Here is a 25690-nt window from a genome sequence, read left to right as displayed (position 1 = left end):
GCTAAAACTCAAACTGATAGAGCAAATCGAGAGCCTGATCCACACCGGACACGGCTTCCAGATAGAGTTTAGGCATCAGGCGGTAACGCAAGGTTAACGTCGCCAGTGAATCAAATATGCCAACACCGTATTTTACCTGCAGACCCGGTAGCACATAGCCGCTGACCTGCACCTGCTGGCTGTCGCCAACACCGGCAGTATCAACAGCGAGATTGCTGACACCGAATGTCTCCCCGATTTTACCCACAACCTGCCCACTTTGTGCAACCCCTAAGCCAACAAGTGCTGAAGTGAGGGCGTTACTGTCGCCGTCGCTGCCCAATCCCTGACCGCGCAGCAGATAGGAAAGCGCTTCCTGTTGCGACATCGCCGGATCGGAGAAGACTTCCGCTTTTGGCTCATCCGCCAGGCCAGTGACGCGCAGACCCGCGGTGACGCCATCTTCGGTGGCATCCGGGTTACGAATGGCTTCCAGGTTGACGTAAGGCTGATCCGGCGGACCGGCAAACTGCAGCTCGCCTTTACGCACGATCAGATCCTGACCATAAGCGTGGAAGCGACCGGACGGAATGTTGATCTGACCGTTCAGGCCGAGTCCTGACTTATCCTGCACCATTTTCAGATCGCCATTCAGCTTCGCTTTCAGGCCAAACGCAGAGAGTCGCACATCGTTGCCGACGTGGATCACCAGATTGCTGTTAATCGGAATCGCGGCGGTTTGCGGTGCAATCGGCTTCAGCTGTTTATCCAGCAACACCTCATCCGACGAAACGCCAGTGGCGCTTTCCGGCACTTCCTGCACCGTAATGCGCGCCCATGGAATATCGACCCGGCCATCAAGGTTAAAGGCCGCTGGCGTCGCTTCAAACACCAGATCCGGCGAGACATCCATGCGCACCATCGGCGGCACGGTCACGCGAACCCGGCTGCCCTGCGCCGCAATGCGCGCACGCCAGTTGTCGAGCTGGCTCCAGTCTGCGTTACCGCTGAGGTTGATATTGCCCTGCCCGGTCTGCACCAGCCCGTTCAGGGTGGAGCTCATGCCGTTAAACACCAGATTCAGGTTGGCACTGGTCAGGTCAACCGGCATAAAGTTGCCATCCACATCCACACCCGTCAGGCCAAGCTGACCAAATACCTGCGGCTGCTGCACGCTGCCGCCCAAGCGCAGGCTGCTGTTCAGGCTGCCTTTGATCTTCTCGCCCTGCATCAGCGCCGGATTGAGCATCGCCAGCGAGACATTGCGGATGTTGACGTTACCGCCCAGCGTGCGGCGGTTTTGCGGATCGTCGATCTGCACGTTGCCATCCAGCTGACCGTTATTGGCGATGCGGATCAGCCAGTCGAGCTGGGCGCGTCCGTTTCGCAGCGCGGCATTGAGGTTCAACGTGTCAAAGGCGATCGGCAGATTGTTGCCCTGCACATCCTGCACCACTTTCACGCCGTTGCCCTTCAGCGCCACGGTACCGGTTGGCAGGCTGCCATCGGCAGTCCAGTTGACGCGCACGTCGCCGCTGAACAGGCCGCTAAGCTGAGTCGCATCCGGCATAAACGGCTTCACCATCGCCAGGTCAAAGCGATTCAGCACCACATGCGCCTTGCCTGCCGGGCCCGCTTCAACCGGCTCCGGCACACAAATTTGCGCATTGGGGTTCTGCCAGCAGTGTGGGCCGATGGTGGCCGTCTGGCGGCTGTTCAGATAGTCGATGGCCATGGCGCGGGTCAGACGCCACTCACCGACTGGCGTATCAAAGTGGGTGTCGTTCAGCGACCCTTTCCAGCGCTCCGTCTGGCGATCAAAGCTGCCGTTCAGCGCCAGCTGGCCAGAGACCGGTTTGCCCTGCACATTGAGCTTCAGCTGATGCTGATGCTCATTGCCGTCCGCGTTCAGCGTCAGCAGGCTGATGTTCAGCGCATCCTGCTTCAGCTGCTCGACGCGCAGTTGCAGTTTACCCGCCACCTGCTCGCCGGAACGGACGTCGCCATTCAGGGTGACGCGATTAATCTGCATCTGCTGCCAGCGCAGACCACGGGCATTAAGATCGGCCAGCAGCTGCGGTGCCTTCAGAGTACCCCGCGCTTTTATTGTGCCGTTGATGACGCCGCCCAGACCCGGCAGCGCATTGTCGAGCTGGGGTGCGTCGATACTGGCATCGAGATCCAGACTGTCGCCCAGCGCGCCTTTAACATCCAGATGGTTGCGTCCCAGCGCCAGCTTAATGCCCGGCACCGTCCACTGGTTGTAGCTGTTACCGGTCAGGGAGCCATCAGCGGTCACGGCGTTCTGTTTCACATTGCCTTTCAGCTGTAGCTGCGGCACGCTCAGTTGCCAGCTGCCACCATACAGACTGCCGCGGGTGGTGATTTTGCCATCCAGCCTTGCTGGCCAGTCGGGATACTGTTTAGCGGTATTAATTCCCGCCAGCGTCAGCTCACTGCGCCAGCTTATCGCCTTGCTCCAGTCCACCAGCGCGGTGAGATCGATATTGCCCTGCAGCGCAGCCACGCGCAGGCGGTCGAGGCTGAACTGCTCAACGTTGCCTTTACCCGTCAGCGAGATCGTCGCCGGTGGTACAGATTCACCCTTCACGGCAGTCTGCAGCGACATCACATAGTCGGTGGCTTTGCCTTTGAACTGATAGTCCAGGTTATCCGCCTGATACGCTACCGGACCGGTCAGCGGCCAGCGTAACTGCGGACTGGTCAGCTTCAGTGACAGCGGCAGTCCCGCCACCGCCAGCTGGGTCGTGGCGTCCAGTTGCGCATTCACCGGACCGGAGAGGTTCAGCCCCATCTTCAGCTCGTCGCGCATCGCGCCATTAAGTTTCAGCGCGAGCTTTTCGCCTTTAATCGGATCGGTATTCACTGTGCCGTTAAGGGAGAAATCGACTGGCCAGTTATCCGCCAGCGTCGCCTGACCGCTACCCTTCAGGTTGCCGAGGTTCGAGTCCACCTCCAGCGTGCTGAGCTGCATCTGACGATCGGCGGTTCTGGCTTTCAGCAGCAACCGGCTGACGGAAATATCGGTGTCGCCGGTAATGCGCAGCTGTTCACCCAGAATCTGCTGCACCTCAATATCCAGCGGCAGACGGAAATCAGGCATCTCAGGCAGCAGGGGTTGCGCAAACATCGCCTGCAGCGTTTCACCCAGCGGTTTTTCAGCGGGATGTGGCTGCTGGACTTTCGGCTCCACCACCTCGTCATTGACCACTTTCGCCGCTTTCGGCAGCGCAATCAGCAGGCTTTGAATATGGGTCGGGTTCAGCGTCAGCGCACGATCCTGCCACTGCAGGCCGGTGGTGAAGTCGAGCAGCGATATTGCGGTGTCATCAACTTTGACATTGATATTGTGCAGGCCAAAGTGACGCAGCGTGATGGGGTATGGCGTGCTGAGGTTAGTGTTGCCACTCTCCTCTTCCGGCGCTGGTGCCGCAGGCGTCATTTTCTTGCTGTCGACCACCACGCTGATATCGCGCAGGGAGACATCGTTAACGCACACGGAGGAGTGCAGCAGGCAGTTGAGATCCACCGCCAGATGAATTTGCCCGGCATCGACGCTGACCCCAGGCATTTCGTAACGCAGACCGTTAAGGGTCAGGTTACGCCAGCCCCCATCGACCTGCTTGATTGACAGGCCCGGCACCCAGCGCGACGCACCTTTCAGCACTAAATGCAGCCCAGGCGTGGTACCGATTAAAAATGCCACCCCACCCAACAGCACGACCAGAAAGATCAGAATGCCGATCAGGACCTTTTTCCACAGCTTCATAGTTCTGGCCCCAGCCCTACGTAAAATTGTAATCCATGCTCTTCGTCATCCCCGATGGGTCTGGCGATATCAAATTTGATTGGGCCAACCGGTGAAGACCAGCGCACGCCGACGCCCGCACCGGTTTTGACGTTACTTTGCTTGATGTCGTTAACCGCTTCGCCCGAGTCGACAAACACCGCGCCCCACCATTTCCCGGTGACGTTGTACTGATATTCCAGCGATCCGGTGGCGAGTTTTGACGCACCGGTGAGTTTGCCGTCATCATCGCGCGGTGAAATGTTTTTATATTTGTAGCCACGAATACTGCGGTCACCACCGGCAAAGAAGCGCAGATCCGGCGGCACTTTTTCGAAGTCGTTGGTTTCGATCCAGCCCAGATTGCCGCGCGCCACAAAGCGATGACTGTCGCCAAGGGTACGGATCCAGACGTTTTGCGCCTGCAGGATCAGGAAGTCGACGTCTGAACCCCAGGTGGTATCAGAGACGTCTGCCGAATAGCGCTGTGAATCGCCCCATGTCGGCATCAGGCCGCCACGGGAACGGGTACGGTTTACGCTGACGCCGGGATAGAGCAGCATAGTGGTGTTGGTCACGCTGCCCTGAGTAAAGTGATCCAGGCTCCAGCGCAGGTTGACCGCCTTCTGCCAGCCGCTGCTGCTGTCCCAGTTGCGCGACATCGCAAGCGTCGTGGTATCCGCTTTGGTGTCGTTGAGGTCGGTGCGCTTCAGGCCGCCGGAGAAGGTGTAGTACTGCTCAAGCGGGCTTTTCAGCAGCGGCACTTTGTAGCTGAGATCGACCTGCTGTTCCGGCGCGGAAACGTAGGCGCTGGCCGCCAGGCTGTGGCCGCTGTCGTTGATCCACGGTTTTTTCCAGGTCCCTTTCAGGCGCGGACCGACGTCTGTGGAATAGCCGACGCCGGTTTCAATGGTGTTTTCGGTGCGGGGTGACATTACTGCGCTCAGCGGCAGCACTTTGGTCTGTCGTCCCTTGCTGAATTCCGGCGCGACCACCACCGAATTAAACCAGCCGGTAGCGGAGAGGCGGCGATTCAGCTCGGCTAAATCGCGGGAGCTGTAGTAGTCCCCCTCTTTAAACGGCACCAGGTTTTGCAGGTACTCTTCGCGAATTTGCGATCCCTGGAAAGTAACGTCGCCGAAGCGATAGCGTTCGCCACTGTCGTAGTCGATATCCCAGAACGCTTCACGCCGCTCAACCGAGACACCAAGCTGGCTTTTTTTAAACGTGCCGTCGAAATAGCCGTTACGCAGTGCGAGATTAGAGAAGCCGCTTTTGAATTTGTCATATTGCCCGTGGTTAAGCTGGCTGCCCACTTCAGGGCGTCCCTGCTTCACCCAGGCTTTGTAATCCGCGTCATTGCGCGCATCGCCTTCGACCACAATCGTGCTGCCGCCGATTTTTACCGGTTCACCAGGCGTTACGTGTGCCACTAATACCGGTCGTCCACCCTGCGCAGGCGCGGGGCGGGATTCGAAATCGATGGTGGGCTCGTAATAACCGAGCGCGCGCAGCCCCTCTTTTATCGCAACAGAAACGCGCGCGCGAAAGCGGCCATCATTAGAGACCTCATCGCTGCCGATGGTGGACAGACGCGCTCTGACATTCTTTTGCAGATCCCCGGATAAGCCGTCTACCTGTAATCGCACTGTCGCCGCCTCAAGGGCGGGCGCGGCAAGCAGCAGGCCAGCCATGCAATAAACATAAAATCGTGGCACCTGTACTCCTGTTAATCATGCCGGCCCCTTTTCCGCGGGGCGCTTATTAATCTTCTTTGCCCGCACTACCGCAACGGCAACATCCTCATCATAGCCGCACTTTATGGCAAACGGCGGAGCAACTCTGACATCTAAGTCAAATAACGGGGCTATTGTCGGTAAATGGGGTGAGCGATACAACTCCTGCGGGTCGGAATGATCAGTCCGATATGACTCACTCAGATAAATCCGAGTCTGTAACCGGCCGCTCTGGCTGCTAATGCGCCCTTAAGCAGCGGTTTGCCCTCTGGCGGCGCAATGAGCGCTCCTGCTATAATCGGCCACCACAGGCATGCCGCCTGTTTTCATTTCTGCCCCGACATGTCGTTTGTTGTCGAACTGGCGCAGACATTTTTGGCACGGATAGCTTTGTTTCACGGATAAACCAACTCTGTTTGCGCTTACCCACGCTGCCCAGGCCAAAAATGACAAGTGGATAACCCTTTGGATCTCATATGTTAGATAGCTTACTTGTCATTCTGTTACTGATCGTAATCAGTGCCTTTTTCTCTCTGTCGGAGATCTCGCTGGCGGCCGCCCGTAAGATCAAACTGAAACTGCTGGCCGATGAAGGCAACGTAAATGCGCAGCGCGTACTGAAAATGCAGGAAACGCCGGGCATGTTCTTCACCGTGGTGCAGATTGGCCTCAACGCCGTCGCCATCCTGGGGGGTATTGTTGGCGATGCGGCGTTTTCGCCGGTTTTCAGCGGCCTGTTTAACCGGTTTGTCTCGCCGGAACTGGCGGAGCAGCTCAGCTTTATCTGCTCCTTCACCATCGTCACCAGCCTGTTTATCCTGTTTGCTGACTTAACCCCAAAGCGGGTCGGCATGGTCGCACCGGAAACCATCGCGCTGCGCATCATCAACCCGATGCGTTTCTGCCTGCTGATAATGCGTCCGTTGGTGTTTCTGTTTAATGGCCTGGCTAACGTCTTCTTCCGTATTTTCAAGCTGCCGATGGTGCGTAAAGATGACATCACCTCCGACGATATCTACGCGGTGGTTGAAGCGGGTGCGCTGGCTGGCGTGCTGCGTAAGCAGGAGCACGAGCTGATTGAAAACGTGTTTGAGCTGGAGTCACGTACCGTTCCCTCCTCCATGACCTCACGTGAGAATATTGTCTGGTTTGATCTGCACGAAGATGAGACCAGCCTCAAAACCAAAATCGCCCAGCATCCTCACTCGAAGTTTTTGGTGTGCAGCGGCGATATCGACCATATCGTTGGCTATGTCGACTCCAAAGAGCTGCTGCTGCGCGTGCTGGGTAATCAGAGCATGGCGCTGAACAGCGGCCTGCAGATTCGCTCGGCGCTGATCGTGCCGGACACGCTGACCCTCTCTGAAGCACTGGAAAGTTTTAAAACCGCCGGAGAAGATTTCGCGGTGATCATGAACGAATATGCGCTGGTTGTGGGCATTATTACCCTGAATGATGTAATGACCACGCTGATGGGCGATCTGGTTGGCCAGGGTATGGAAGAGCAGATTGTGGCGCGCGATGAGAATTCATGGCTGGTTGAAGGCGGTACGCCGATTGATGACGTGATGCGCGTGCTGGACATTGATGATTTCCCGCAGTCAGGCAACTACGAAACCATCGGCGGCTTTATGATGTATATGTTGCGTAAGATTCCGAAGCGTACCGATTTTGTGAAGTTTGCTGGCTACAAGTTCGAGGTGGTGGATATTGATAGCTATCGCATCGATCAGCTGCTGGTCACCCGCATCGATGAACGACCGCCGGTGCTGAGCATGACAAAAAGCGAAGAAGAGTAGAATGACCAGCAGTCTGGACATGGACAGCGCGGAACAACCGGAATGTGACGTAGTCTGTGAGAATTGTTGGCACTGCTCAGGTTCAGAGTGACAAATAAAATGGCCTGACTGGCCAGACACTAAGGGCGCCATCGGCGCCCTTATGATTAGTTGAACTCAAGTTTGAGACGAACGACCTGGCGGTTAATTTCTGACATCACGCTCAGGTGCTGTTTGTCTTTGACGCGCGGGATTAATACTTTCCCTTTGTCGAACTCGAACGCGCCGACGTCCTTGATATACAACCTTCCTTTGAACAGCGTTTTTACATATTTCGCTATTTGTAGCGGATTATAGCGCTGGAAGATCTTCATACTGACTAACTCCTGTACATTTTTAAGCACGCTTCGCCGTTTCCAAATTTGGTTCCAGCCCATGAAGCGCGAATTCGCGATAACTATAGAACACTCAAACCTACTAATGTTCCTAAAAGTGATTTTTTTTACTGAATTGACACATCATTACAGAACACTCTGTTATCAGGCTCACACAACACAGTATAAACCTTCGTTGGTTAAGGAATTGTGGCGGCCATAACAAACCTGACACCTTTCCAGGACAGGCGCATCATCCCTGCTTACTATTGCAGTAAAATGACTAACTGGTCTGATCACTCAAGGAAATAGCAATGCGAATAATTCTGGCAGCTGTAGCGTTGTCTTTACTGATACCGGCAAGCGTGATGGCTCATGACCTCAGGCAGGATATGCGGGTACCGGCCGTTGGCGTGAACGACAAAGGCGAGCTGTTATTGCAGCAGGATAAGTTTAGCTATAAAAACTGGAATAGCGCGCAGCTCAGCGGAAAAGTTCGCGTGGTTCAGCACATCGCGGGTCGCTCATCCGCTAAAGAGATGAATGCCGCATTGATCGAGGCGATTAAGGCCGCGAAGCTGCCGCATGATCGCTATCAGACCACCACCATCGTGAATACAGATGATGCCATTCCCGGTACGGGCATGTTTGTGCGTAGCAGCGTCGAGACCAACAAGCAGCAATATCCGTGGTCGCAGTTTGTCGTCGACAGCAAGGGCAATGTGCAGCATGCCTGGCAGTTACAGCCGGGCGGTTCCGCCATTGTGGTGCTGGATAAGCAGGGTAAGGTGAAATTTGTGAAGGATGGATCGCTGACGCAGGATGAAGTGACAAAAGTGATTACGCTGGTCACCTCCCTGCTGAAGGATTAATCGCTGAAGCCCCGGTGGGGAGAGAATCGCCCGCCGGGGTTTCAGCCTTCAGCAGGCTGAGCGCTCAGACAGCGTTAAAACAGTGAAACGCGGAAGCCAGGATTAAGGAAGGATTCGCGCGGCGCGTAGTCCAGAGTTTTACCCTGCCAGTCGTGCACATGCGCGCCCGCCGCCATCGCCACGGCATGGCCCGCGCCGGTATCCCAGATGTTGGTGGGTCCGAAACGGGGATAGAGCTGGGCTTTTCCTTCTGCCACCAGGCAGAATTTCAGTGAGGATCCGGTCGCGACGGTCTGATGTTCACCTAACTGCTTCAGGTACTCTTTCATCTCATCGTCGTCGCCATGTGAACGGCTCACCACCACCAGCGGAGGACGCGCATCACGGACATGAATCTGTTCACGCTGACCGCCCTCCTCTTTCCACGCTTTGCCGTCTGCAGCGGAGTACATCACGCCCAGCACTGGCGCATAGACCACGCCCATTACCGGCTTGCCCGCTTCGATTAGCGCAATGTTAACGGTGAATTCGCCGTTACGCTTGATGAACTCTTTGGTGCCATCCAGCGGATCGACCAGCCAGTAGCGCTGCCAGTGCTGACGCACCTCCCAGGCTGGCGGATCTTCTTCTGACAGCACGGGGAGATCAGGCGTCAACTTTTTGAGGCCAGCGAGGATCACCTCGTGTGCAGCGATATCCGCGGCGGTCACCGGCGAATCATCCGATTTGTGAGAAACGTCAAGCGGCGCGGCACCGTTATAGACCTGCATAATCGCGTCGCCTGCTTCGCGTGCCAGTTGGCAGATTTGCTCTAACATTTTTCACCTCATTGTGTCTGTCTGCTGCAGGATCAGCTCATCGTCAGATAGTGACATTTTAGCAGTTCCGCCTGAAGTACCCATTTACAGGCACTCCGGCGATTCAATTTATAGATATATCAATATCATAGTTACCCATTTATCGCCACGCCTGTGCCGCTACGCCTCCATGGTTTAAGAATCCGTCGCTGACCGATGCGCCAAAACGTTATACCCATCACGATTTAAAATGACTATCTGTCATGCTTTTACATTATTTTGAGATCCTTATTTATTTTGCAGCAGGAGCAAGCATGTTTAAGCCCGGAATGATGTTACTGGCACTGAGCGTTTCCGTCGCCACCCAGGCGGCGACGGTGGATTTGCGGATACTGGAAACCACCGATCTGCACAGCAATATGATGGATTTCGACTATTACAAAGACACGCCAACCGAGAAGTTTGGCCTGGTGCGAACCGCCACGCTGATCCACGCCGCACGCCAGGAAGTGAAAAACAGCCTGCTGGTCGATAACGGCGACATCATTCAGGGCAGCCCGCTGGGTGACTACATGGCGGCCAAAGGATTACGTGAGGGCGAGATCCATCCGGTCTACAAGGCGCTCAACACGCTGGATTACAGCGTCGGTAACCTCGGCAATCATGAATTCAATTATGGCCTGCCCTACCTGAAAAAAGCGCTGGCGGGCGCACGCTTTCCCTATGTGAACGCCAACGTGATTGATGTGAAGAGCGGCAAACCGCTGTTTACCCCATACCTCATCAAATCCACCACGGTGGTTGATCGCGAGGGCAAAACGCAGACCCTGAAGATAGGTTATATCGGCTTTGTGCCGCCGCAGATCATGGTGTGGGATAAAGCCAACCTGCAGGGCAAGGTACGCGTCGATGACATCACCGAAACGGCTCGCCGCTACGTGCCTGAGATGCGCGCGCAGGGCGCCGATCTGATTATCGCTATTCCCCACTCCGGCCTGAGCAGCGAGCCGTATCACACGATGGCGGAGAACTCGGTTTACTATCTCAGCCAGGTGGAAGGCATTAACGCCATCCTGTTTGGTCATGCGCATGCGGTCTTCCCCGGCAAGGAGTTTGCTGACATCAAGGGTGCAGATATCGCCAACGGCACCCTGAACGGTATTCCGGCGGTGATGCCAGGCATGTGGGGCGATCACCTTGGCGTGGTTGACCTGGTGCTGAACAATGAGGGCGGACGCTGGCAGGTGAGCAGCGGCAAAGCACAGGCGCGGCCAATTTACGATACCGCAGCGAAGAAATCGCTGGCGGCAGAGGATCCGGCGCTGGTGAAGGTACTGGCTGACGATCACCGCGCCACGCGAGAGTTTGTGGCGAAGCCCATCGGCAAGTCCGCCGATGTGATGTACAGCTACCTGTCGCTGGTACAGGACGATCCGACGGTACAGATCGTCAATAATGCCCAGCGCGCCTACGTGGAGCATTTCATTCAGGGCGATCCGGATCTGGGCCGCCTGCCGGTGCTCTCTGCTGCAGCGCCGTTTAAAGCGGGCGGACGTAAAAACGATCCGGCCAGCTATGTCGAAGTGGAGAAAGGCGCGCTGACCTTCCGTAACGCGGCCGATCTCTATCTCTATCCCAATACCCTGGTGGTCATGAAAGTCACCGGTGCGCAGGTAAAAGAGTGGCTGGAGTGCTCAGCGGGCCAGTTTAATCAGATCGATCCCCACAGCACGAAAACGCAGTCGCTGATCAACTGGGATTTTCGCACCTATAACTTTGATGTGATTGACGGGGTTAATTATCAGATTGATGTGACCCAGCCCGCGCGCTACGACGCAGAGTGTCAGTTGATCCATCCTGAGGCCTCACGTATCCGTCAGCTTAGCTGGCAGGGTAAACCCGTCGATCCACAGGCGACCTTCCTGGTGGCGACCAATAACTATCGCGCTTACGGCGGTAAGTTTGCCGGCACCGGAGATAAATACATCGCCTTTGCCTCGCCGGATGAGAACCGTTCCGTGGTTGCAGCCTATATCAGCGCGGAAACCAAAGCGCACGGTGAAGTTCAGCCGAAGGCGGACAATAACTGGCGGCTGGCACCGATTACCTCATCCACCCCGCTCGACATTCAGTTTGAAACGGCACCGGGTGATAAAGCAACCGGATTTATTAAGCAGCATGCGCAATATCCGCTTCAGCCCAAAGGGACAGATGCGATCGGCTTTGCTCTGTGGCAGGTGAATTTACAGCAGAAATAAGGCGGAAGAAAACGCTGCAACCGGGGGGGGGTTGCAGCATCCGGATATTACAGAATTTCCAGCAGTTCGACTTCGAAGATCAGGGTGCTGAATGGTGGGATAGAGGCACCCGCACCGCGCTCGCCATACGCGAGATTCTGTGGGATCACCAGTTCCCATTTTGAGCCAACCGGCATCAGGGTCAGCGCTTCAATCCAGCCTGGAATTACGCCGCTTACCGGGAATTCCGCCGGTTCGCCACGGGCAACAGAGCTGTCGAATACGCTGCCGTCGATCAGTTTACCGGTGTAGTGAACGCGTACGCGATCCTGACGTGATGGGATTGGACCCTCGCCCTGCGTAATCACGCTGAACTGCAGGCCTGATTCGGTGCTGCTCACGCCTTCACGCTGCGCATGTTCCTGCAGGAACGCCTGACCTTCTGCGGCCATGGCTTCGGTGCGCTCACGACGCACGCCTTCAGCGCGTTCATGCACTTCACGCAGTGCGCGATGAACCACATCAACCGGTACGGCCGGCGAGTTCCCTTCCAGCGCGTCGCGCAGACCCGCGAGCAGTGCTTCTGGTTGCAGACCCTGCAGACCAGATTCCAGCAACTGCTGGCCAACCTGTAAACCAATACCGTAACTTGCTTGTGCTTCGACGCTGTCGAAAGAAGGGGTAGTCATCTTCGTTCCTTTCACTCTCGGATAAATTCGAACGGGCAGCATAGCAGCGCAGGCCGCTGGCGTAAAATGCCCTGCATCGCAGATGACTTTTGCCGGGGAAAGAGAAACAATAGAGCCGTCAATTTTATCAATGCTGGCAGGCACTTCGCGCCGGTATTGCCCATACTATAACTATCGGGGGGATCACCCCCTCTGTAGCACACGAATAAGAGAGCAAACATGGGCCAGATAGCCCCACGACGCCGCAGGATGCGTGCAAAACATCTTGTATCCCGGCTGCAGACCTGGCTGGCCGCACGCAGGCTAAAGCAGCCTGCCGGAGAGGAGGAACCCCGAATGGCTTCAGACACGTCATCCCGCCTGCCGACATGGCTTCAGCGTATCTGGCATTTTACCGACCACATTCGCTGGATGGACCCGCTGCCTGCGCCGCACCGCCGTGGCATTGTGGCCGCACTGCTGGTGATGCTGGTGGCGTTTCTCTGGCCCGCCAGCACGCTGCGCTATCCGGTCGAGCAGCCGGTCGCACCCCAGACGGAGAAAGAGGTGCCGATGCAGGCGGATATTTATGAGAACAACAGTAGCCGCCAGCCGTCATCCTCACCGTCTCAGCAGACGCCAAAAGCCGATTCTCAGGGCGAGTGGCGCAATCTGACCATCGCTTCCGGTCAGACGCTGGCGCAGCTGTTTCGTGATAATAGTCTGCCGGTCAATGATGTGTTTGCGATGGCGCGGGTGGAAGGCAGCGATCAGCCACTCAGCTCACTGAAAAGTGGTCAGCAGGTGAAAATCCGTCAGGATGCGCAGGGGGCGGTAACAGGTCTGACGGTGGAGGGCGCAAACGGTCCGGTGCTGTTTACACGTCAGCCAGACGGCAGCTTTATTCGCGCGCAGTAACGCGAACAGCGGCGATTGAAAGGCACAAAAACAAAAACGCCGGCACAGGGCCGGCGTTTGTGTCGTGCTCAGTTAATAAAGATTAACCAGCAACTACTTTCACGTTCAGTTTCGCGAATACTTCGCTGTGAACCTGGAAGCTTACTTCATGCTCACCGGTAGTGCGCAGAACGCCGTTCGGCAGACGAACTTCGCTCTTAGCCACTTCAACGCCAGCTGCAGTCACTGCATCAGCGATGTCGCGGGCACCGATTGAACCGAACAGTTTACCTTCATCGCCCGCTTTAGACGTGATGGTTACAGTGCCCAGTTCATTGATTTTCTCAGCGCGTGCAGTTGCTGCAGACTGAACGTCAGCCAGTTTGGCTTCCAGTTCAGCACGGCGTGCTTCGAAGAACTCAACGTTTTTCTTGGTAGCAGGAACAGCTTTGCCCTGTGGTACCAGGAAGTTACGAGCGTAGCCCGCTTTAACGTTAACCTGATCACCCAGGGTGCCAAGGTTTGCTACTTTATCAAGCAGAATAACTTGCATTACCTTATCCTCTTAAAGTCGTTAATGGACAGTTGCCGATTACTGATGACGATCAGTGTACGGCAGCAGAGACAGGTAACGCGCACGCTTGATGCAGCGAGCCAACTGACGCTGGTATTTTGCACGAGTACCGGTGATACGGCTCGGGACAATTTTACCGCTTTCGGTAATGTAGTTTTTCAACGTTGCGATGTCTTTGTAATCGATCTCAACAACGCCTTCCGCGGTGAAACGGCAGAACTTGCGACGACGGAAATAACGTGCCATTAGGCTAGTCTCCAGAATCTATCAATTCAATCTGCTCGGCATGGAACACCACTTTGCTCTGGCCATTTCGTGCCTGATGGCAACTAATGAAACCGTCGAGTGTGAGTTGCGTGCCGACCGTTATATGTTGAGTAATCACCTGATGGGCGCTGCCGCTGATAATAACCGGCATACGACACCAGGCTTGCCGGTGAAACCCGGCCTCCTCCTGCACTGAGCGGTGCTCAAGCACGAACTGACAGTGAGGAATTCCTGACGGGCTAACTCTTCGAACCGGCGTCTTGCACACAGTGCCAGACAGGCGAAGTCGATTAACCGTCACGATGGATTACTCTTCAGAATCCCCAGCATCTGACTCATCAGCGGATTCGTTAGCAAAATCTTCGCGACGATCACGACGCTCATCTTTCGCTTTAACCATCGGCGATGCTTCAGTTACCGCGTTTTTAACGCGCATAACCATGCTACGGATAACGGCGTCGTTGAAGCGGAAGTTCGTTTCCAGCTCATCGATCGCTTCCTGCGGCGCTTCAACGTTCATCAGAACGTAATGCGCTTTGTGCAGTTTATTGATCGGGTAAGCCAGCTGACGGCGGCCCCAGTCTTCCAGACGGTGAATCGTGCCTTCTGCACCAGTGATAGCACCAGTGTAACGCTCGATCATGCCAGGAACCTGTTCGCTCTGGTCAGGATGAACCATAAATACGATTTCGTAATGACGCATCGAAATTGCTCCTTACGGATTATTCAGCCTCCTGTCGGGGTCAACCGCGGCCCATGGAAGCAAGGAACGTTATAGGCTGTGTCCCACAAAGGTTCGTTGTGACGAGCGTTTGTGGGACACAGCCTGAGAATGCGGCTGAAAAATTGACGCGTAATCATACTGGCGGCGACGGCTAAACTCAAGCGCACATTTCAACAAATGCCATCCGGCGTGCCATATACGGTAGCTTTTCGTGCTAATCATGTGAATACAGCGCGTTAAGCGGGAAAGGTTCAAAAAAGCTGATAAAGAGCTTCAGGCGGACGATCTGGCGATAATGTGCACAGTCGCTAAACTTAATGCAGACGCTACGGTTTGGCTTATCGGCGTCTAACAGAGTGTGTTCCCTGAAGTGAGGAGTCGGGCATGAAAACGTTCGTCATCGCCACTTTACTGGGTCTCTTCCTGTCTCCACCCGCTCTTGCCAGCAATGCTGACTGTGCGCAGCAGATAAGAAGTCACAGCAGCGAAGCGGCATCGGGTTATATCTATGTTAATCGGCTGGATGCGCCACAAAAGAATCCGGTCAACGCGCCTGCCAGAGCAGCAGAAAAATCGTCTGCGCACTGGTAAGTGCCGGTAAATTTACGGGCGGCAGATCCACTCTCCGCCCGCTCATTTTTATAGCTGCTGTTTAAAAAAGCTGACCAGCGCCGTCAATGCTGATGGCGTGATCTTATGTCCAATCTGTTTTTCAGACAGCGAAGTCAGATGCTGCGCCAGCCCGTTGTCACGCAGCGCCCTCTCCAGCCGTATACTCTCCGCCCAGGGCACCACCTCATCCGCCTCACCATGCCACAACAGCAGCGGACGGTTTGCCAGTGCCTCCAGCCGGTTGCAGGGATCGTAGTCGGCCAGCGGTGCCATGCGGGCAGCAAACTGCGCTTGCTGCTCAGGCGTGTCGGCCACCAGCGGCGGAAACAGCGACTGACTGAGCTGCATAAAATAGCCCGATCCCATCAGGCAGGCGACGCTTTGAATCTGCGGATAACGCGCCATCGCGCCCAGCGCCGTCATGCCGCCCATCGACGCGCCCGCCACCGCAAAGCGCTCGCCGGCGATCAGATTGTCAGCGCGCAGCGCCGATTCCAGCTGCGGCAGCTCATCAATGTTCTGTTTCAGAATCTCCCAGAAGCGACCAAGGCGTGCATCGGCATCACCGTGATAGCGCGCGCCGTGCAGATCTGCATCCGGCATCACCGCCCGGAACCCCGCCTGTGCCAGCGCGACAGCGAAGTAGGCGTAGACCTCTTTTGAAGAGGTAAAGCCGTGATAAAACAGCACGGTAGGCAGTGGCTGATGCCGTTGTCCGGCAGGCGTGGCATGCAGGCATTCGATACCGGCCAGCGTTTCTGTGGTGAGTTCAATCATTGTCTCTCCTGAGAAGGGGCAAGGCGTGCCGATTGAGTGTACGTCTGCGGGTTAATTTACGAAATCCCCTGCTGCGTTTAGTCGCCAGATTTCGGCCTAAACTTTTCCCGCGCTTTGCCGTTGATGTTGTGTCCCCCTAACTTGATCAAAGGTAATTTATGAAGCGTCTCTCTCTCAGCGGCCTGAGTCTTGGAGTTAAGCTGTCTGTACTGACGTCTCTCAGCGTTGCGTTATTGTTGCTGGTTCTGACGCTAACCCAGAGCCACACCGCTTCGCGGCAGCTGGAAAATCTCGCCATCGATGACATGCAAAACCAGGTGCAGGGCATCAGTGAAATGGCCACCATGTTCAACGCCACTCTCACCGAAGAGGTGGCTCACTACACCAGTCTGTTTACCAGCTTCCTGCCTAAGCGCTTTAGCCTGGATGAAGACTCCCGGGTGCAGGTCGGTGCCTTTTCGACGCCGGTGCTGCGCGCCGGGTTAAAAACGCTGAACCTCGACCAGACCGCGGTAGACGATTTCACCGAACGCACCGCCGCCGTGGCGACCATTTTTGTGCGTGACGGCGATGATTTTATCCGTATTTCCACCTCGCTGAAAAAGCAGGATGGCAGTCGCGCAATCGGTACGCAGCTTGACCGCAACGGCGCCGCCTGGAAAAGCGTCAGTCAGGGCGACGTCTATCAGGGGCTGGCGACGCTGTTCGGCCATCGCTACATCACACAATATCAGCCGGTAAAAGATGAGAGTGGCAAGGTTGTCGCCATCCTGTTTGTCGGCGTTGGCATTGATAAGCAGTATGCGCTGATGCGTGAAAAAATCCTGGCACGCAAGCTGGGTGATAGTGGTCATTTCTTTGTGCTCAACGGCACACCCGGTAAGACGCAGGGAGAGTATCTGTTCGATCAGCACAACGAAGGAAAACGACCCGCCTGGGATGACGCGACACTCCAGCCGCTGCTGACTCAGCCGCAGGGCATGCTGCAGGCAGAGATCAACGGCGAGCACCAGATTCTGGCCTGGCAGCAGCTGCCGGGCTGGAACTGGGTGATCGCCGGCGAAGTTAACCGTGAAAGCCTGCTCGCCCCGATTACGCATAGCCGTAACCTGTTCCTGATAACCGGACTGATTCTGGTGGTGGTCTTTGCGCTGGGGTTTGTCTGGTACAGCCGTCGGGCGATTACCCGTCCGCTGCAGCAGGTGATCCATCTGGCGGAGCAATATGCCGCCGGGAATCTGCAGGTCCATATGGATACCCAGCGTCGCGATGAAGTGGGCCAGTTGATCGTTGCGATCAACGGCATTGGCGATGGTCTGGAGAAAATCGTCAGCCAGGTACGCGGCGCGGCGCAGGAGATCAGCGACGGCACAGACACCATCGCGGCCAGCAGTCATAACATCAGCGAGCAGATCGGGCGTCAGGCCAGCAGCGTGGAGCAGACCTCTGCCAGCATGGAGCAGTTTGGCGCGACGGTTGAACACACCGCAGACAGCCTGCGTCAGGCGATGTCACTGGTGGCCGAAGCCAGCGATATCGTCAGTCACGGCAGCCAGACGGTCGTGCGCTCGGTCAACACCATGTCGGCGATTAAGGTTTCATCACAAAGCATTGCAGATATCACCCACGTGATTGAGTCGATCGCCTTCCAGACCAATATCCTGGCGCTGAATGCCGCCGTTGAAGCGGCACGTGCCGGGGAACAGGGCCGTGGCTTTGCCGTGGTGGCCGCAGAAGTGCGTGCGCTGGCACAGCGTTCTGCGCAGGCCGCTAAAGAGATTGATGGACTGATTGCGACCTCCATCAGCAACGTGGCGGAAGGCCATCAATTATCTGAGCAGACGCGCGATGCGATGAGCGACATTGTGACCCACATCGAGCAGGTGCAGGCGCTGATGGGCGAGATCAACGTGGCGGCGCAGCAGCAGGCGGCAGGAATCGGCCAGGTTAATCTGGCGATGAACCAGATCAGCCAGGCGACTCACCAGAACAGCGAACTGGTGACACAGGCGGAAAACAGCGCGCAGAACCTGAGTGATAAAGGGCATCACCTGACCCAGCTGGTCAGCGTATTCAGCCTTAAATCCTGACGTCATTCAGGGCGATGGCATACACTTAATGCTTCGTCCTGAAAGAGGGTTTTGCTATGCGTTTCGCTTATTTACTGGTGATAAGCCTGCTGCTGGCAGGCTGTTCCGCGCTTGAGACCACGCCAAAAGCACCGCCCGCCCCGACGCAACAGGCGCAGGAGATTTCACGGGCGCAGAGTGGCGGTTTGCCAAAGCTGGGCAATATTACCGTTAACGTGCGCGGCTCACCGGATGATGCCGGGCGGGCCGTGGCCACCCGGGCTAACCAGGCCGGTGCGGCTTACTATCAGATCGTGGCGCTGAGTGAAACGGTAATGCCCGGTCTCTGGTACGCCAGCGCGATTCTTTACGGCGCATCACCTGCCACAGCCACGGGCCAGTAAACGGTCTGTGATTGCTGTCTCAAGCGGGCGGGAGCCACGCCGATCGAGCCACTGCTGGCACCATGCATCCGCCAGCGGCGGTTCGCCATATTTCAGTAGCTGAGCGCCGGTCGCAAGCTGCAGCAGCGTGCGGGTCACCTCGCGCGCCTGCTCTTCGGGGACTTTGCTCATTCGCAGCCGTAACTGACGCCAGCGCGCATCGAAATGACGATTACTCCCTTTCACCGCTTCAAATTCCTGACTCAGCATCTCCGAAACCTCTGCCTGACGGGTGAGCACGCGCAGTACGTCAAGACACATCACGTTGCCCGACCCTTCCCAGATGCTGTTGACCGGTATGTCACGATAGAGGCGCGGCAGCTCGCTCGCTTCGCAGTAGCCGATGCCCCCCAGCACTTCCATCGACTCCGCGACGAACGGGGCACCCGCTTTGCAGATCTGATATTTTGCAGCCGGAGTGAATAAGCGGGCAAACGTGACCTCATGCGGTTTTGCCGGTTGTGACCAGGCGCGCGCCAGCCGCATCAGCAGCGCGGTTTGTCCCTCCAGCTGCAGCGCCTGCTGTGCCAGAACCTGACGCATCAGCGGTTGATCCACCAGGTTTTTCCCCATCACCTGGCGCTGATGTGCATGCCAGAGTGCCACCGAGAATGCACGCCGCATCTGACCATGACTGCCGAGTGCGCAGTCGAAGCGCGTCATACCGCCCATTTTAAGGATGAGCCGCACGCCTTCGCCCTCTTCTCCCAGCAGCCAGCCGGTCGCATCGCGAAACTCCACCTCACAACTGGCATTTGAGCGATTACCCAGCTTATCTTTAAGCTGCTCAAGCTGGATGGCGTTGCGTGACCCGTCAGGCAACAGGCGCGGCAGGAAGAAGCAGCTTAATCCGGCGGGCGTCTGCGCCAGCACCAGATGTGCATCGCTCTGCGGCACCGAGAAGAACCATTTGTGGCCGGTCAGCCGGTAGGCTTCACCCGGGCCGCGCGCCGCCAGCGGCTCGGCCCGGGTGGTGCTGGTGAGCAGATCGCTGCCGCCCTGTTTTTCCGTCATGCCCATACCGATCAGCAGACCCCGTTTCTGGTCGCCGGGCTGCGCATGGGTGTCGTAACGATCGCTGAGCAGCGGATCGAGCCAGCCTTCAAACGCGGCGGGCAGATAAGTCTGCAGCAATGGAATGGCCGCGTGCGTCATGGTCACCGGGCAAAGCGTGCCCGCTTCAACCTGCGCGTGCAGAATAAAGCGCGCAGCGCGCGCCACGCTGGCCTGTTCACGTACTGTGGGATGCCAGCTGAGATTGTGCAGGCGGCTGGCGCAGACACCCTGCATCAGCAGGTGCCAGGCGGGGTGAAAACGGACTTCATCCATCCGTACGCCACGGCCGTCGTAGCGCAGCAGTTCAGGTGGCTCCGCGTTGGCAAGCCGGCCCAGCTCCAGCGACTCGGCGCTGCCCAGCTGTCGGCCTACCGAAGCCAGCCACTCCCGATCCCATCCGGCGCCTTCGCGTGACAGTGCCTCGCCGAGTGGCGTATCAGACAGGAACAGGTTGCTGTTGCTCAGAGGATGGGGCTGATTAAAAACGGTGTGTGTTGTCCAGGTCATAACCACTCCTCGCGGATGTCACTCAGTAAGTATACCCGTCGCCTTTCAAGCTGCATTTTTGTTGGCTGCGTTCACTCACCCGAATCACTTACTCATGTAAGCTCATCGGGATTCGTTCTCTTGCCGCCTCAATGCAACCCGAAATCCTTTGGGTATATACGAATGACGCGCAGTTATGCCTGGTACAGAAACTAATTTGTGGCGAGGATCACATCGGGGATCAGGCGTTGCGCTGACGCACCGCTTCAAACAGGCATACACCCGTAGCAACCGAGACATTCAGCGAAGAGACGCTGCCGGCCATCGGAATGCTGATCAGCTCATCGCAATGCTCACGGGTCAGACGACGCATGCCTTCCCCTTCCGCGCCCATCACCAGCGCCATCGGACCGGTCATTTTGCTCTGGAAGACGGTATGGTCAGCTTCACCTGCGGTACCGACAACCCAGATGTTGTACTCCTGCAGCAGACGCAGGGTACGTGCCAGGTTGGTGACGCGGATCAACGGCACATTTTCTGCCGCGCCGCTGGCCACTTTTTTGGCCGTTGCATTCAGGGGCGCAGAGCGATCTTTCGGCACGATAATCGCGTGCACACCGGCCGCATCGGCACTGCGCAGGCAGGCACCCAGATTGTGCGGATCGGTGACCCCGTCCAGCACCAGCAGGAAGGGTTTCTCCAGGCTCTGCAGCAGATCCGGCAGGTCGCCTTCCTGATACTGACGACCCGGTTTTACCCGCGCCACAATACCCTGATGCACACCGCCTTCAACCTGGCTGTCGAGCCACTTGCGCTCGGCCAGCTGAATCACGACCCCCTGAGCTTCCAGCGCGGCGACCACGGGTTGCAGGCGACGATCGTCGCGGCCTTTGAGGATAAAGACTTCCTGGAAACGTTGTGGATCACGTTCCAGCAGCGCCTGCACGGCATGGATACCAAAAATAATTTCGCTCATCGATCTGCTCAGTGTTTGGAAATGAATGAATGACCGCCCTTTCTCAGTGAGAAAGGGCGGGTGCGCGCATCAGTCAGGCTGCGCCTTTTTTCTGGCGCGCTTCGCCCGGGTGGCGGCGGCGATTTTACGGGTTTTTTCCGAGACGTTTTTACTTTTATTCTCGGTATTTGCAGCGGCGGGCTTACTCTTGTCGCCCCGGAAAGCGGCGTCCGGCTCGAAGTTGGACTTCTTGCTCGCATCACGACGGCGTTTCGCTGGCGCTTTGTCGTCACGCTTCGCCCGGTCGCGTGCGGTTTTGCCTTCACCACGTACCTGACGCTGGCTGGAGATCAGGGCAAAGTCGATTTTACGCTCATCCATATGGACGGCTTCAACACGCACTTCAACCGTGTCACCCAGACGATAGGTGCGACCGCCCGATTCACCGATCAGACGCTGACCTACCGGGTCAAAACGGTAGTAATCGTTGTCGAGCGTCGAAACGTGGACCAGACCATCAATGAACAGATCGCTTAAGCGTACAAAGAAGCCAAATCCGGTCACGCTGGAAATGACGCCGTTGAAGACGTTGCCAACCTGATCCTGCATGAAGTCACACTTGAGCCAGTCCGCGACGTCACGGGTCGCTTCATCGGCGCGGCGTTCGGTCAGGGAACAGTGCAGGCCCAGTTGCAGCATCTGCGGCATGTCGTAGTGATAGCCGCCGGTTGCTGTCGTCATATCTTTGGCGACGCTGCGATCTCTCGGCATCAGGTATTTAATGGCGCGCTGTACCAGGCCTTTACCTTCGTCCTGCTCTTTTGCCAGCAGATATTTGATGGCGCGATGCAGCGTCAGATCCGGATAACGACGGATTGGCGAGGTAAAGTGCGCATACGACGAGAGCGCCAGACCAAAGTGACCGCGGTTTTCCGGATCGTAAACGGCCTGCTTCATTGAACGCAGCAGCATGGTTTGCAGCATTTCCGCATCAGGACGATCGGCAACCTGCTTCAGCAGCGCCGCATAGTCGATTGGCTGTGGTTTATTACCACCAGGCAGACTCAGTCCCAGCTCGTTGAGCACGGTACGGAAGCTCTTGATGCTTTCGTCGGTCGGGCGATCGTGATCGCGGAACAGCGCCGGTTCCTGATTTTTCTCAACGAAGCGTGCCGAGGCGATGTTCGCCAGGATCATGCACTCTTCGATCAACTTATGGGCGTCATTACGTGACACGCGCTCAACACGCTCAATACGGCGCTCGGCGTTGAAGATAAACTTCGCCTCTTCCGTTTCAAACGAGATACCGCCGCGCTCTTCACGAGCGGCTTCCAGCGCATGATAGAGGTTGTTCAGCTCTTCAAGGTCTTTAACCAGTGGCGCATACTGCTGGCGCAGCTCTTTGTCGCCCTGCAGAATGTTCCAGACTTTGTTGTAGGTCAGACGCGCATGGGAGTTCATCACCGCTTCGTAGTGCTTGAAGCCGGTCAGTTTACCTTTGGTCGAGATGGTCATCTCGCACACCATACAGAGGCGATCGACCTGCGGGTTAAGCGAACATAAGCCATTCGACAGCACTTCCGGCAGCATCGGCACAACCTGCGACGGGAAGTAGACCGAGGTTCCGCGCTGATGCGCTTCGTCATCCAGTGGGGTGCCCGGACGGACGTAATAGCTGACATCCGCGATAGCTACCCACAGACGCCATCCGCCACCGCGCTTCTTCTCACAGTAAACAGCATCATCAAAGTCACGGGCATCTTCACCATCGATGGTGACCAGCGGCAGCTTACGCAGATCGACGCGGCCTTTTTTGGCCTCTTCCGGGACTTCTTCTTTCAGTTTGCTCACCTGAGCTTCCACTTCCGGCGGCCAGGTGTGCGGGATTTCATGCGTACGCAGCGCCATATCCACGGCCAGGCTGGTGCCCATATCATCGCCCAGAATCTCGGCGATTTTACCGATCGCTTTGCTGCGACGGTTCGGACGCTGGACCAGCTCAACCACCACCACGGAACCCATACGGGCATTCATCGTCTCTTCAGGTGGGATGAGGATGTCAAAACTCAGGCGACTGTCGTCCGGTACCACGAAGCCAGCACCGGCATCGGTAAAGTAACGGCCAACGATCTGATTGTTGCGGGGTTCCTGCACCCGGACCACGCGCGCTTCGCGGCGGCCTTTGCGATCGGCACCCAGCGGCTGCGCCAGGATCACGTCACCGTGCATACAGAATTTCATCTGTTCTGCGGAAAGGTAGAGGTCATCTTTCTGACCTTCTGCCCGCAGGAAGCCGTAGCCATCGCGGTGGCCAATGACTTTACCGCGCAGGAGATCAAGACGTTCTGGCAGGGCATAACACTGACGGCGGGTGAACACCAGCTGACCATCACGCTCCATGGCGCGAAGGCGGCGACGCAGCGCCTCAAGGTGTTCTTCTTCCTGCAGATTCATCTCTTCAGCCAGCTCTTCGCGGCTGGCCGGTTTTTCACGTTTTTCTAACAGAGCCAGAATAAATTCACGGCTCGGAATAGGGTTTTCGTATTTTTCAGCTTCTCTATCCTGAAAAGGATCTTTTGACATAGCGGTTCCTCCGATGTCATTTAATATTTATTTCCACCGGCGATCTGGACAAGATGATCTCATAAAGTGGTGTATTTCCTTCGACCAGATCTGCCAACGTATAGCTATCCAGCTCCTGCAAAAATCGCTGCACCGCATCATGTAACGCCTGCTTCAGACGACAGGCTGGCGTGATGGAACAGGACGCGCAATCCACTAATTGTAGTGGTTCCATCTTACGTACCACATCGCCAATGACAATCTGACGAGCTGGCATACCCAGACGAATGCCCCCGTTTTTACCACGCGTTGCGGCGACATAGCCCGCCCGGCTCAGCTGATTGATAATTTTGACCATATGATTACGGGACAAACCATAAGTGTTCGTCACTTCCGTAATATTGGTCTGCTGACCTTCCGGCAACGATGCCAGATAAATCAGTGCCCGTAAGCCATAATCAGTAAAACTCGTGAGCTGCACAGTAACCTCAGTGAACCTTCAGGCGCGGCATGACCTTATTCGCCCTGTGATTGATGCCAGGATTAAATCGGATCGCCATTCGATTAGCTACGATGATAAACCAGAGTCTGTCTGGCCGTGCGCTTTTTTAAGCCAGCAGAAGGTTTGACAAGCGAAGGGAGGTTAAGTGGCATCAAAGAATGGAAAAACAAGGGCCGGACAGCGTCCGGCCTGAATGATTACGCGTCGAACGGGTCGCGCAGAATCATTGTTTCACTACGATCAGGGCCGGTTGAGATGATATCAATCGGCACACCCGTTACCTCTTCCACACGCTTGATGTAGTCACGCGCAGCCTGAGGCAAACCTTCCAGCGTCTTGACGCCAAACGTTGTCTCGCTCCAGCCTGGCAGGGTTTCGTAGATCGGCTCAATGCCTTCCCAGTTCTCTGCCGCCAGTGGCGTGGTAGTCACTTCGCGGCCATCAGGCATACGATAAGCCACACAGATCTTCACCTCTTTCAGGCCATCCAGCACGTCCAGCTTGGTCATGCAGAAACCTGACAGGGAGTTGATCTGGACCGCGCGGCGAACCGCTACCGCATCCAGCCAGCCGGTACGACGACGACGACCGGTGGTCGCACCAAACTCATTACCCTGCGCACAGAGGAATTCGCCGGTTTCATCGAACAGCTCGGTCGGGAACGGGCCTGCGCCAACGCGGGTTGAGTAAGCTTTCACAATACCCAGCACGTAGTCGACATAACGCGGGCCAATGCCTGAACCGGTCGCTACGCCACCTGCGGTGGTGTTGGATGAGGTCACGTACGGATAGGTACCGTGATCGATATCCAGCAGCGTACCCTGCGCCCCTTCAAACATAATCAGATCGCCACGCTTACGCGCGACGTCCAGCAGTTCAGAGACGTCAACTACCATGCCAGTCAGGATGTCAGCGACTTCCATCACATCACTCAGCACTTTATCGAAGTCGACTGCCGGCTCTTTGTAGTACTCCACCAGCTGGAAGTTGTAGAAATCGACCACTTCTTTCAGCTTGGCTGCAAAGGTTTCTTTGTTAAACAGGTCGCTGACGCGCAGTGCACGGCGAGCGACTTTATCTTCGTAAGCCGGTCCGATGCCACGACCCGTGGTACCAATCGCTTTGGCGCCACGAGCACGTTCACGCGCCATATCCATCGCAACATGATATTGCAGGATCAGCGGACAGGCTTCGGAAATCAGCAGACGTTCGCGTACCGGAATCCCGCGCGCTTCCAGGCCTTTCATCTCTTTCATTAAGGCTTCAGGAGAGAGCACTACGCCGTTACCAATGATGCTGGTGACGTTATCGCGCAGAATGCCAGAAGGGATCAGGTGGAGGACGGTTTTTTCACCGTTGATGACAAGCGTGTGGCCCGCATTGTGGCCGCCTTGATAACGCACAACGTAATTCGCGCGCTCAGTCAGAAGGTCTACAATCTTACCTTTACCTTCGTCACCCCATTGGGTGCCCAGTACGACGACGTTCTTACCCATTTCTCAAAATCACCGATTGCT

The 25690-nt window shown here is 56.4% G+C and carries 22 protein-coding genes; 7 read left to right on the top strand and 15 right to left on the bottom strand.

What is annotated here, in order from left to right; translation table 11 throughout:
- Window position 1 precedes the first annotated feature (1 nt).
- Together tamB and tamA are read right to left on the bottom strand one after the other, a co-directional pair.
- The gene (tamB, locus tag ACK13D_RS07815) at window positions 2–3769 is read right to left on the bottom strand and encodes an autotransporter assembly complex protein TamB (RefSeq protein WP_033758895.1); all 3768 of its coding nucleotides are present in this window, start codon (window positions 3767–3769) and stop codon (window positions 2–4) included.
- On the bottom strand, window positions 3766–5481 hold the full coding sequence (tamA, locus tag ACK13D_RS07810; RefSeq protein WP_154210861.1) for an autotransporter assembly complex protein TamA: 1716 nt from the start codon (window positions 5479–5481) through the stop codon (window positions 3766–3768). Before tamA ends, tamB begins: the two co-directional genes overlap by 4 nt.
- Before the next feature lie 518 nt (window positions 5482–5999).
- Here tamA and ACK13D_RS07805 point away from each other — a divergent pair.
- Entirely contained in the window at window positions 6000–7322 is a 1323-nt protein-coding gene (locus ACK13D_RS07805; protein WP_010256442.1) for a hemolysin family protein, read from the top strand.
- Between the two features lie 146 nt (window positions 7323–7468).
- Here the strand turns inward: ACK13D_RS07805 and ACK13D_RS07800 are convergent, their stop codons facing one another.
- The gene (locus ACK13D_RS07800) at window positions 7469–7675 is read right to left on the bottom strand and encodes a DUF1107 domain-containing protein (protein ID WP_003855513.1); all 207 of its coding nucleotides are present in this window, start codon (window positions 7673–7675) and stop codon (window positions 7469–7471) included.
- A gap of 314 nt (window positions 7676–7989) precedes the next feature.
- Here ACK13D_RS07800 and ACK13D_RS07795 point away from each other — a divergent pair, with 314 nt between their 5' ends.
- Window positions 7990–8547, top strand: coding sequence for a YtfJ family protein (locus ACK13D_RS07795; protein ID WP_010256439.1), 558 nt, complete (start codon window positions 7990–7992; stop codon window positions 8545–8547).
- A 74-nt stretch (window positions 8548–8621) separates the two neighbouring features.
- Here the strand turns inward: ACK13D_RS07795 and cysQ are convergent, their stop codons facing one another.
- Window positions 8622–9365, bottom strand: a complete 744-nt coding sequence (gene cysQ, locus ACK13D_RS07790; protein ID WP_010256437.1) for a 3'(2'),5'-bisphosphate nucleotidase CysQ — start codon at window positions 9363–9365, stop codon at window positions 8622–8624.
- Between the two features lie 293 nt (window positions 9366–9658).
- On the opposite strand from cysQ, the gene ACK13D_RS07785 reads away from it, so the two are divergent.
- Window positions 9659–11602 (top strand): bifunctional 2',3'-cyclic-nucleotide 2'-phosphodiesterase/3'-nucleotidase, encoded by a 1944-nt coding sequence (locus tag ACK13D_RS07785; protein WP_050680379.1) that lies wholly within the window; start codon window positions 9659–9661, stop codon window positions 11600–11602.
- Window positions 11603–11649: 47 nt separating this feature from the next.
- Here ACK13D_RS07785 and fklB read toward each other — a convergent pair whose 3' ends face one another.
- On the bottom strand, window positions 11650–12270 hold the full coding sequence (gene fklB / locus ACK13D_RS07780; RefSeq protein ID WP_010256433.1) for an FKBP-type peptidyl-prolyl cis-trans isomerase: 621 nt from the start codon (window positions 12268–12270) through the stop codon (window positions 11650–11652).
- A 219-nt stretch (window positions 12271–12489) separates the two neighbouring features.
- Between fklB and ACK13D_RS07775 the strand changes: the two genes are divergently transcribed.
- Complete coding sequence (locus ACK13D_RS07775) at window positions 12490–13167, top strand: LysM-like peptidoglycan-binding domain-containing protein (protein ID WP_149917073.1); 678 nt, start codon at window positions 12490–12492, stop codon at window positions 13165–13167.
- A gap of 82 nt (window positions 13168–13249) precedes the next feature.
- On the opposite strand, the gene rplI is transcribed toward ACK13D_RS07775, so the two are convergent.
- Genes rplI through rpsF form a run of 4 tightly spaced genes read right to left on the bottom strand, consistent with a single transcriptional unit; the run spans window position 13250 to window position 14690 of the window.
- Entirely contained in the window at window positions 13250–13699 is a 450-nt protein-coding gene (gene rplI, locus ACK13D_RS07770; protein ID WP_010256429.1) for a 50S ribosomal protein L9, read from the bottom strand.
- 39 nt (window positions 13700–13738) lie between these two features.
- Entirely contained in the window at window positions 13739–13966 is a 228-nt protein-coding gene (gene rpsR / locus ACK13D_RS07765) for a 30S ribosomal protein S18 (protein ID WP_002210155.1), read from the bottom strand.
- Between the two features lie 4 nt (window positions 13967–13970).
- Complete coding sequence (gene priB / locus ACK13D_RS07760; protein WP_010256154.1) at window positions 13971–14288, bottom strand: primosomal replication protein N; 318 nt, start codon at window positions 14286–14288, stop codon at window positions 13971–13973.
- 6 nt (window positions 14289–14294) lie between these two features.
- Window positions 14295–14690, bottom strand: a complete 396-nt coding sequence (gene rpsF / locus ACK13D_RS07755; RefSeq protein ID WP_003855334.1) for a 30S ribosomal protein S6 — start codon at window positions 14688–14690, stop codon at window positions 14295–14297.
- A 405-nt stretch (window positions 14691–15095) separates the two neighbouring features.
- Between rpsF and ACK13D_RS07750 the strand changes: the two genes are divergently transcribed.
- Entirely contained in the window at window positions 15096–15302 is a 207-nt protein-coding gene (locus ACK13D_RS07750) for a hypothetical protein (protein WP_010256150.1), read from the top strand.
- A 48-nt stretch (window positions 15303–15350) separates the two neighbouring features.
- Here ACK13D_RS07750 and yjfP read toward each other — a convergent pair whose 3' ends face one another.
- The gene (yjfP, locus tag ACK13D_RS07745; RefSeq protein WP_167430469.1) at window positions 15351–16100 is read right to left on the bottom strand and encodes an esterase; all 750 of its coding nucleotides are present in this window, start codon (window positions 16098–16100) and stop codon (window positions 15351–15353) included.
- 158 nt (window positions 16101–16258) lie between these two features.
- Between yjfP and ACK13D_RS07740 the strand changes: the two genes are divergently transcribed.
- Both ACK13D_RS07740 and bsmA read left to right on the top strand, forming a co-directional pair.
- The gene (locus ACK13D_RS07740; RefSeq protein WP_163640159.1) at window positions 16259–18190 is read left to right on the top strand and encodes a methyl-accepting chemotaxis protein; all 1932 of its coding nucleotides are present in this window, start codon (window positions 16259–16261) and stop codon (window positions 18188–18190) included.
- Between the two features lie 56 nt (window positions 18191–18246).
- A complete protein-coding gene (bsmA, locus tag ACK13D_RS07735) occupies window positions 18247–18573 on the top strand; it encodes a biofilm peroxide resistance protein BsmA (RefSeq protein WP_187491961.1) in 327 nt (108 codons plus the stop codon).
- On the opposite strand, the gene ACK13D_RS07730 is transcribed toward bsmA, so the two are convergent.
- The 5 genes from ACK13D_RS07730 to ACK13D_RS07710 all read right to left on the bottom strand — a co-directional run bounded on the left by ACK13D_RS07730 (window position 18547) and on the right by ACK13D_RS07710 (window position 25669).
- The gene (locus ACK13D_RS07730; protein WP_187500599.1) at window positions 18547–20175 is read right to left on the bottom strand and encodes an isovaleryl-CoA dehydrogenase; all 1629 of its coding nucleotides are present in this window, start codon (window positions 20173–20175) and stop codon (window positions 18547–18549) included. The genes bsmA and ACK13D_RS07730 overlap by 27 nt on opposite strands.
- Window positions 20176–20395: 220 nt before the next feature.
- Entirely contained in the window at window positions 20396–21130 is a 735-nt protein-coding gene (gene rlmB, locus ACK13D_RS07725) for a 23S rRNA (guanosine(2251)-2'-O)-methyltransferase RlmB (protein ID WP_010256134.1), read from the bottom strand.
- 69 nt (window positions 21131–21199) lie between these two features.
- Complete coding sequence (gene rnr / locus ACK13D_RS07720) at window positions 21200–23692, bottom strand: ribonuclease R (protein ID WP_061902002.1); 2493 nt, start codon at window positions 23690–23692, stop codon at window positions 21200–21202.
- A gap of 16 nt (window positions 23693–23708) precedes the next feature.
- Window positions 23709–24152: a nitric oxide-sensing transcriptional repressor NsrR gene (nsrR, locus tag ACK13D_RS07715; RefSeq protein ID WP_010256130.1), complete on the bottom strand. Its 444-nt coding sequence runs from the start codon at window positions 24150–24152 to the stop codon at window positions 23709–23711.
- Between the two features lie 218 nt (window positions 24153–24370).
- Window positions 24371–25669, bottom strand: coding sequence for an adenylosuccinate synthase (locus ACK13D_RS07710; protein ID WP_031592738.1), 1299 nt, complete (start codon window positions 25667–25669; stop codon window positions 24371–24373).
- Window positions 25670–25690 lie beyond the last annotated feature (21 nt).

Source organism: Pantoea sp. K16, from assembly GCF_048452805.1.
In the GTDB taxonomy this organism is placed as follows: domain Bacteria; phylum Pseudomonadota; class Gammaproteobacteria; order Enterobacterales; family Enterobacteriaceae; genus Pantoea; species Pantoea agglomerans.
This window is presented reverse-complemented; position numbering and strand designations above follow the sequence as displayed.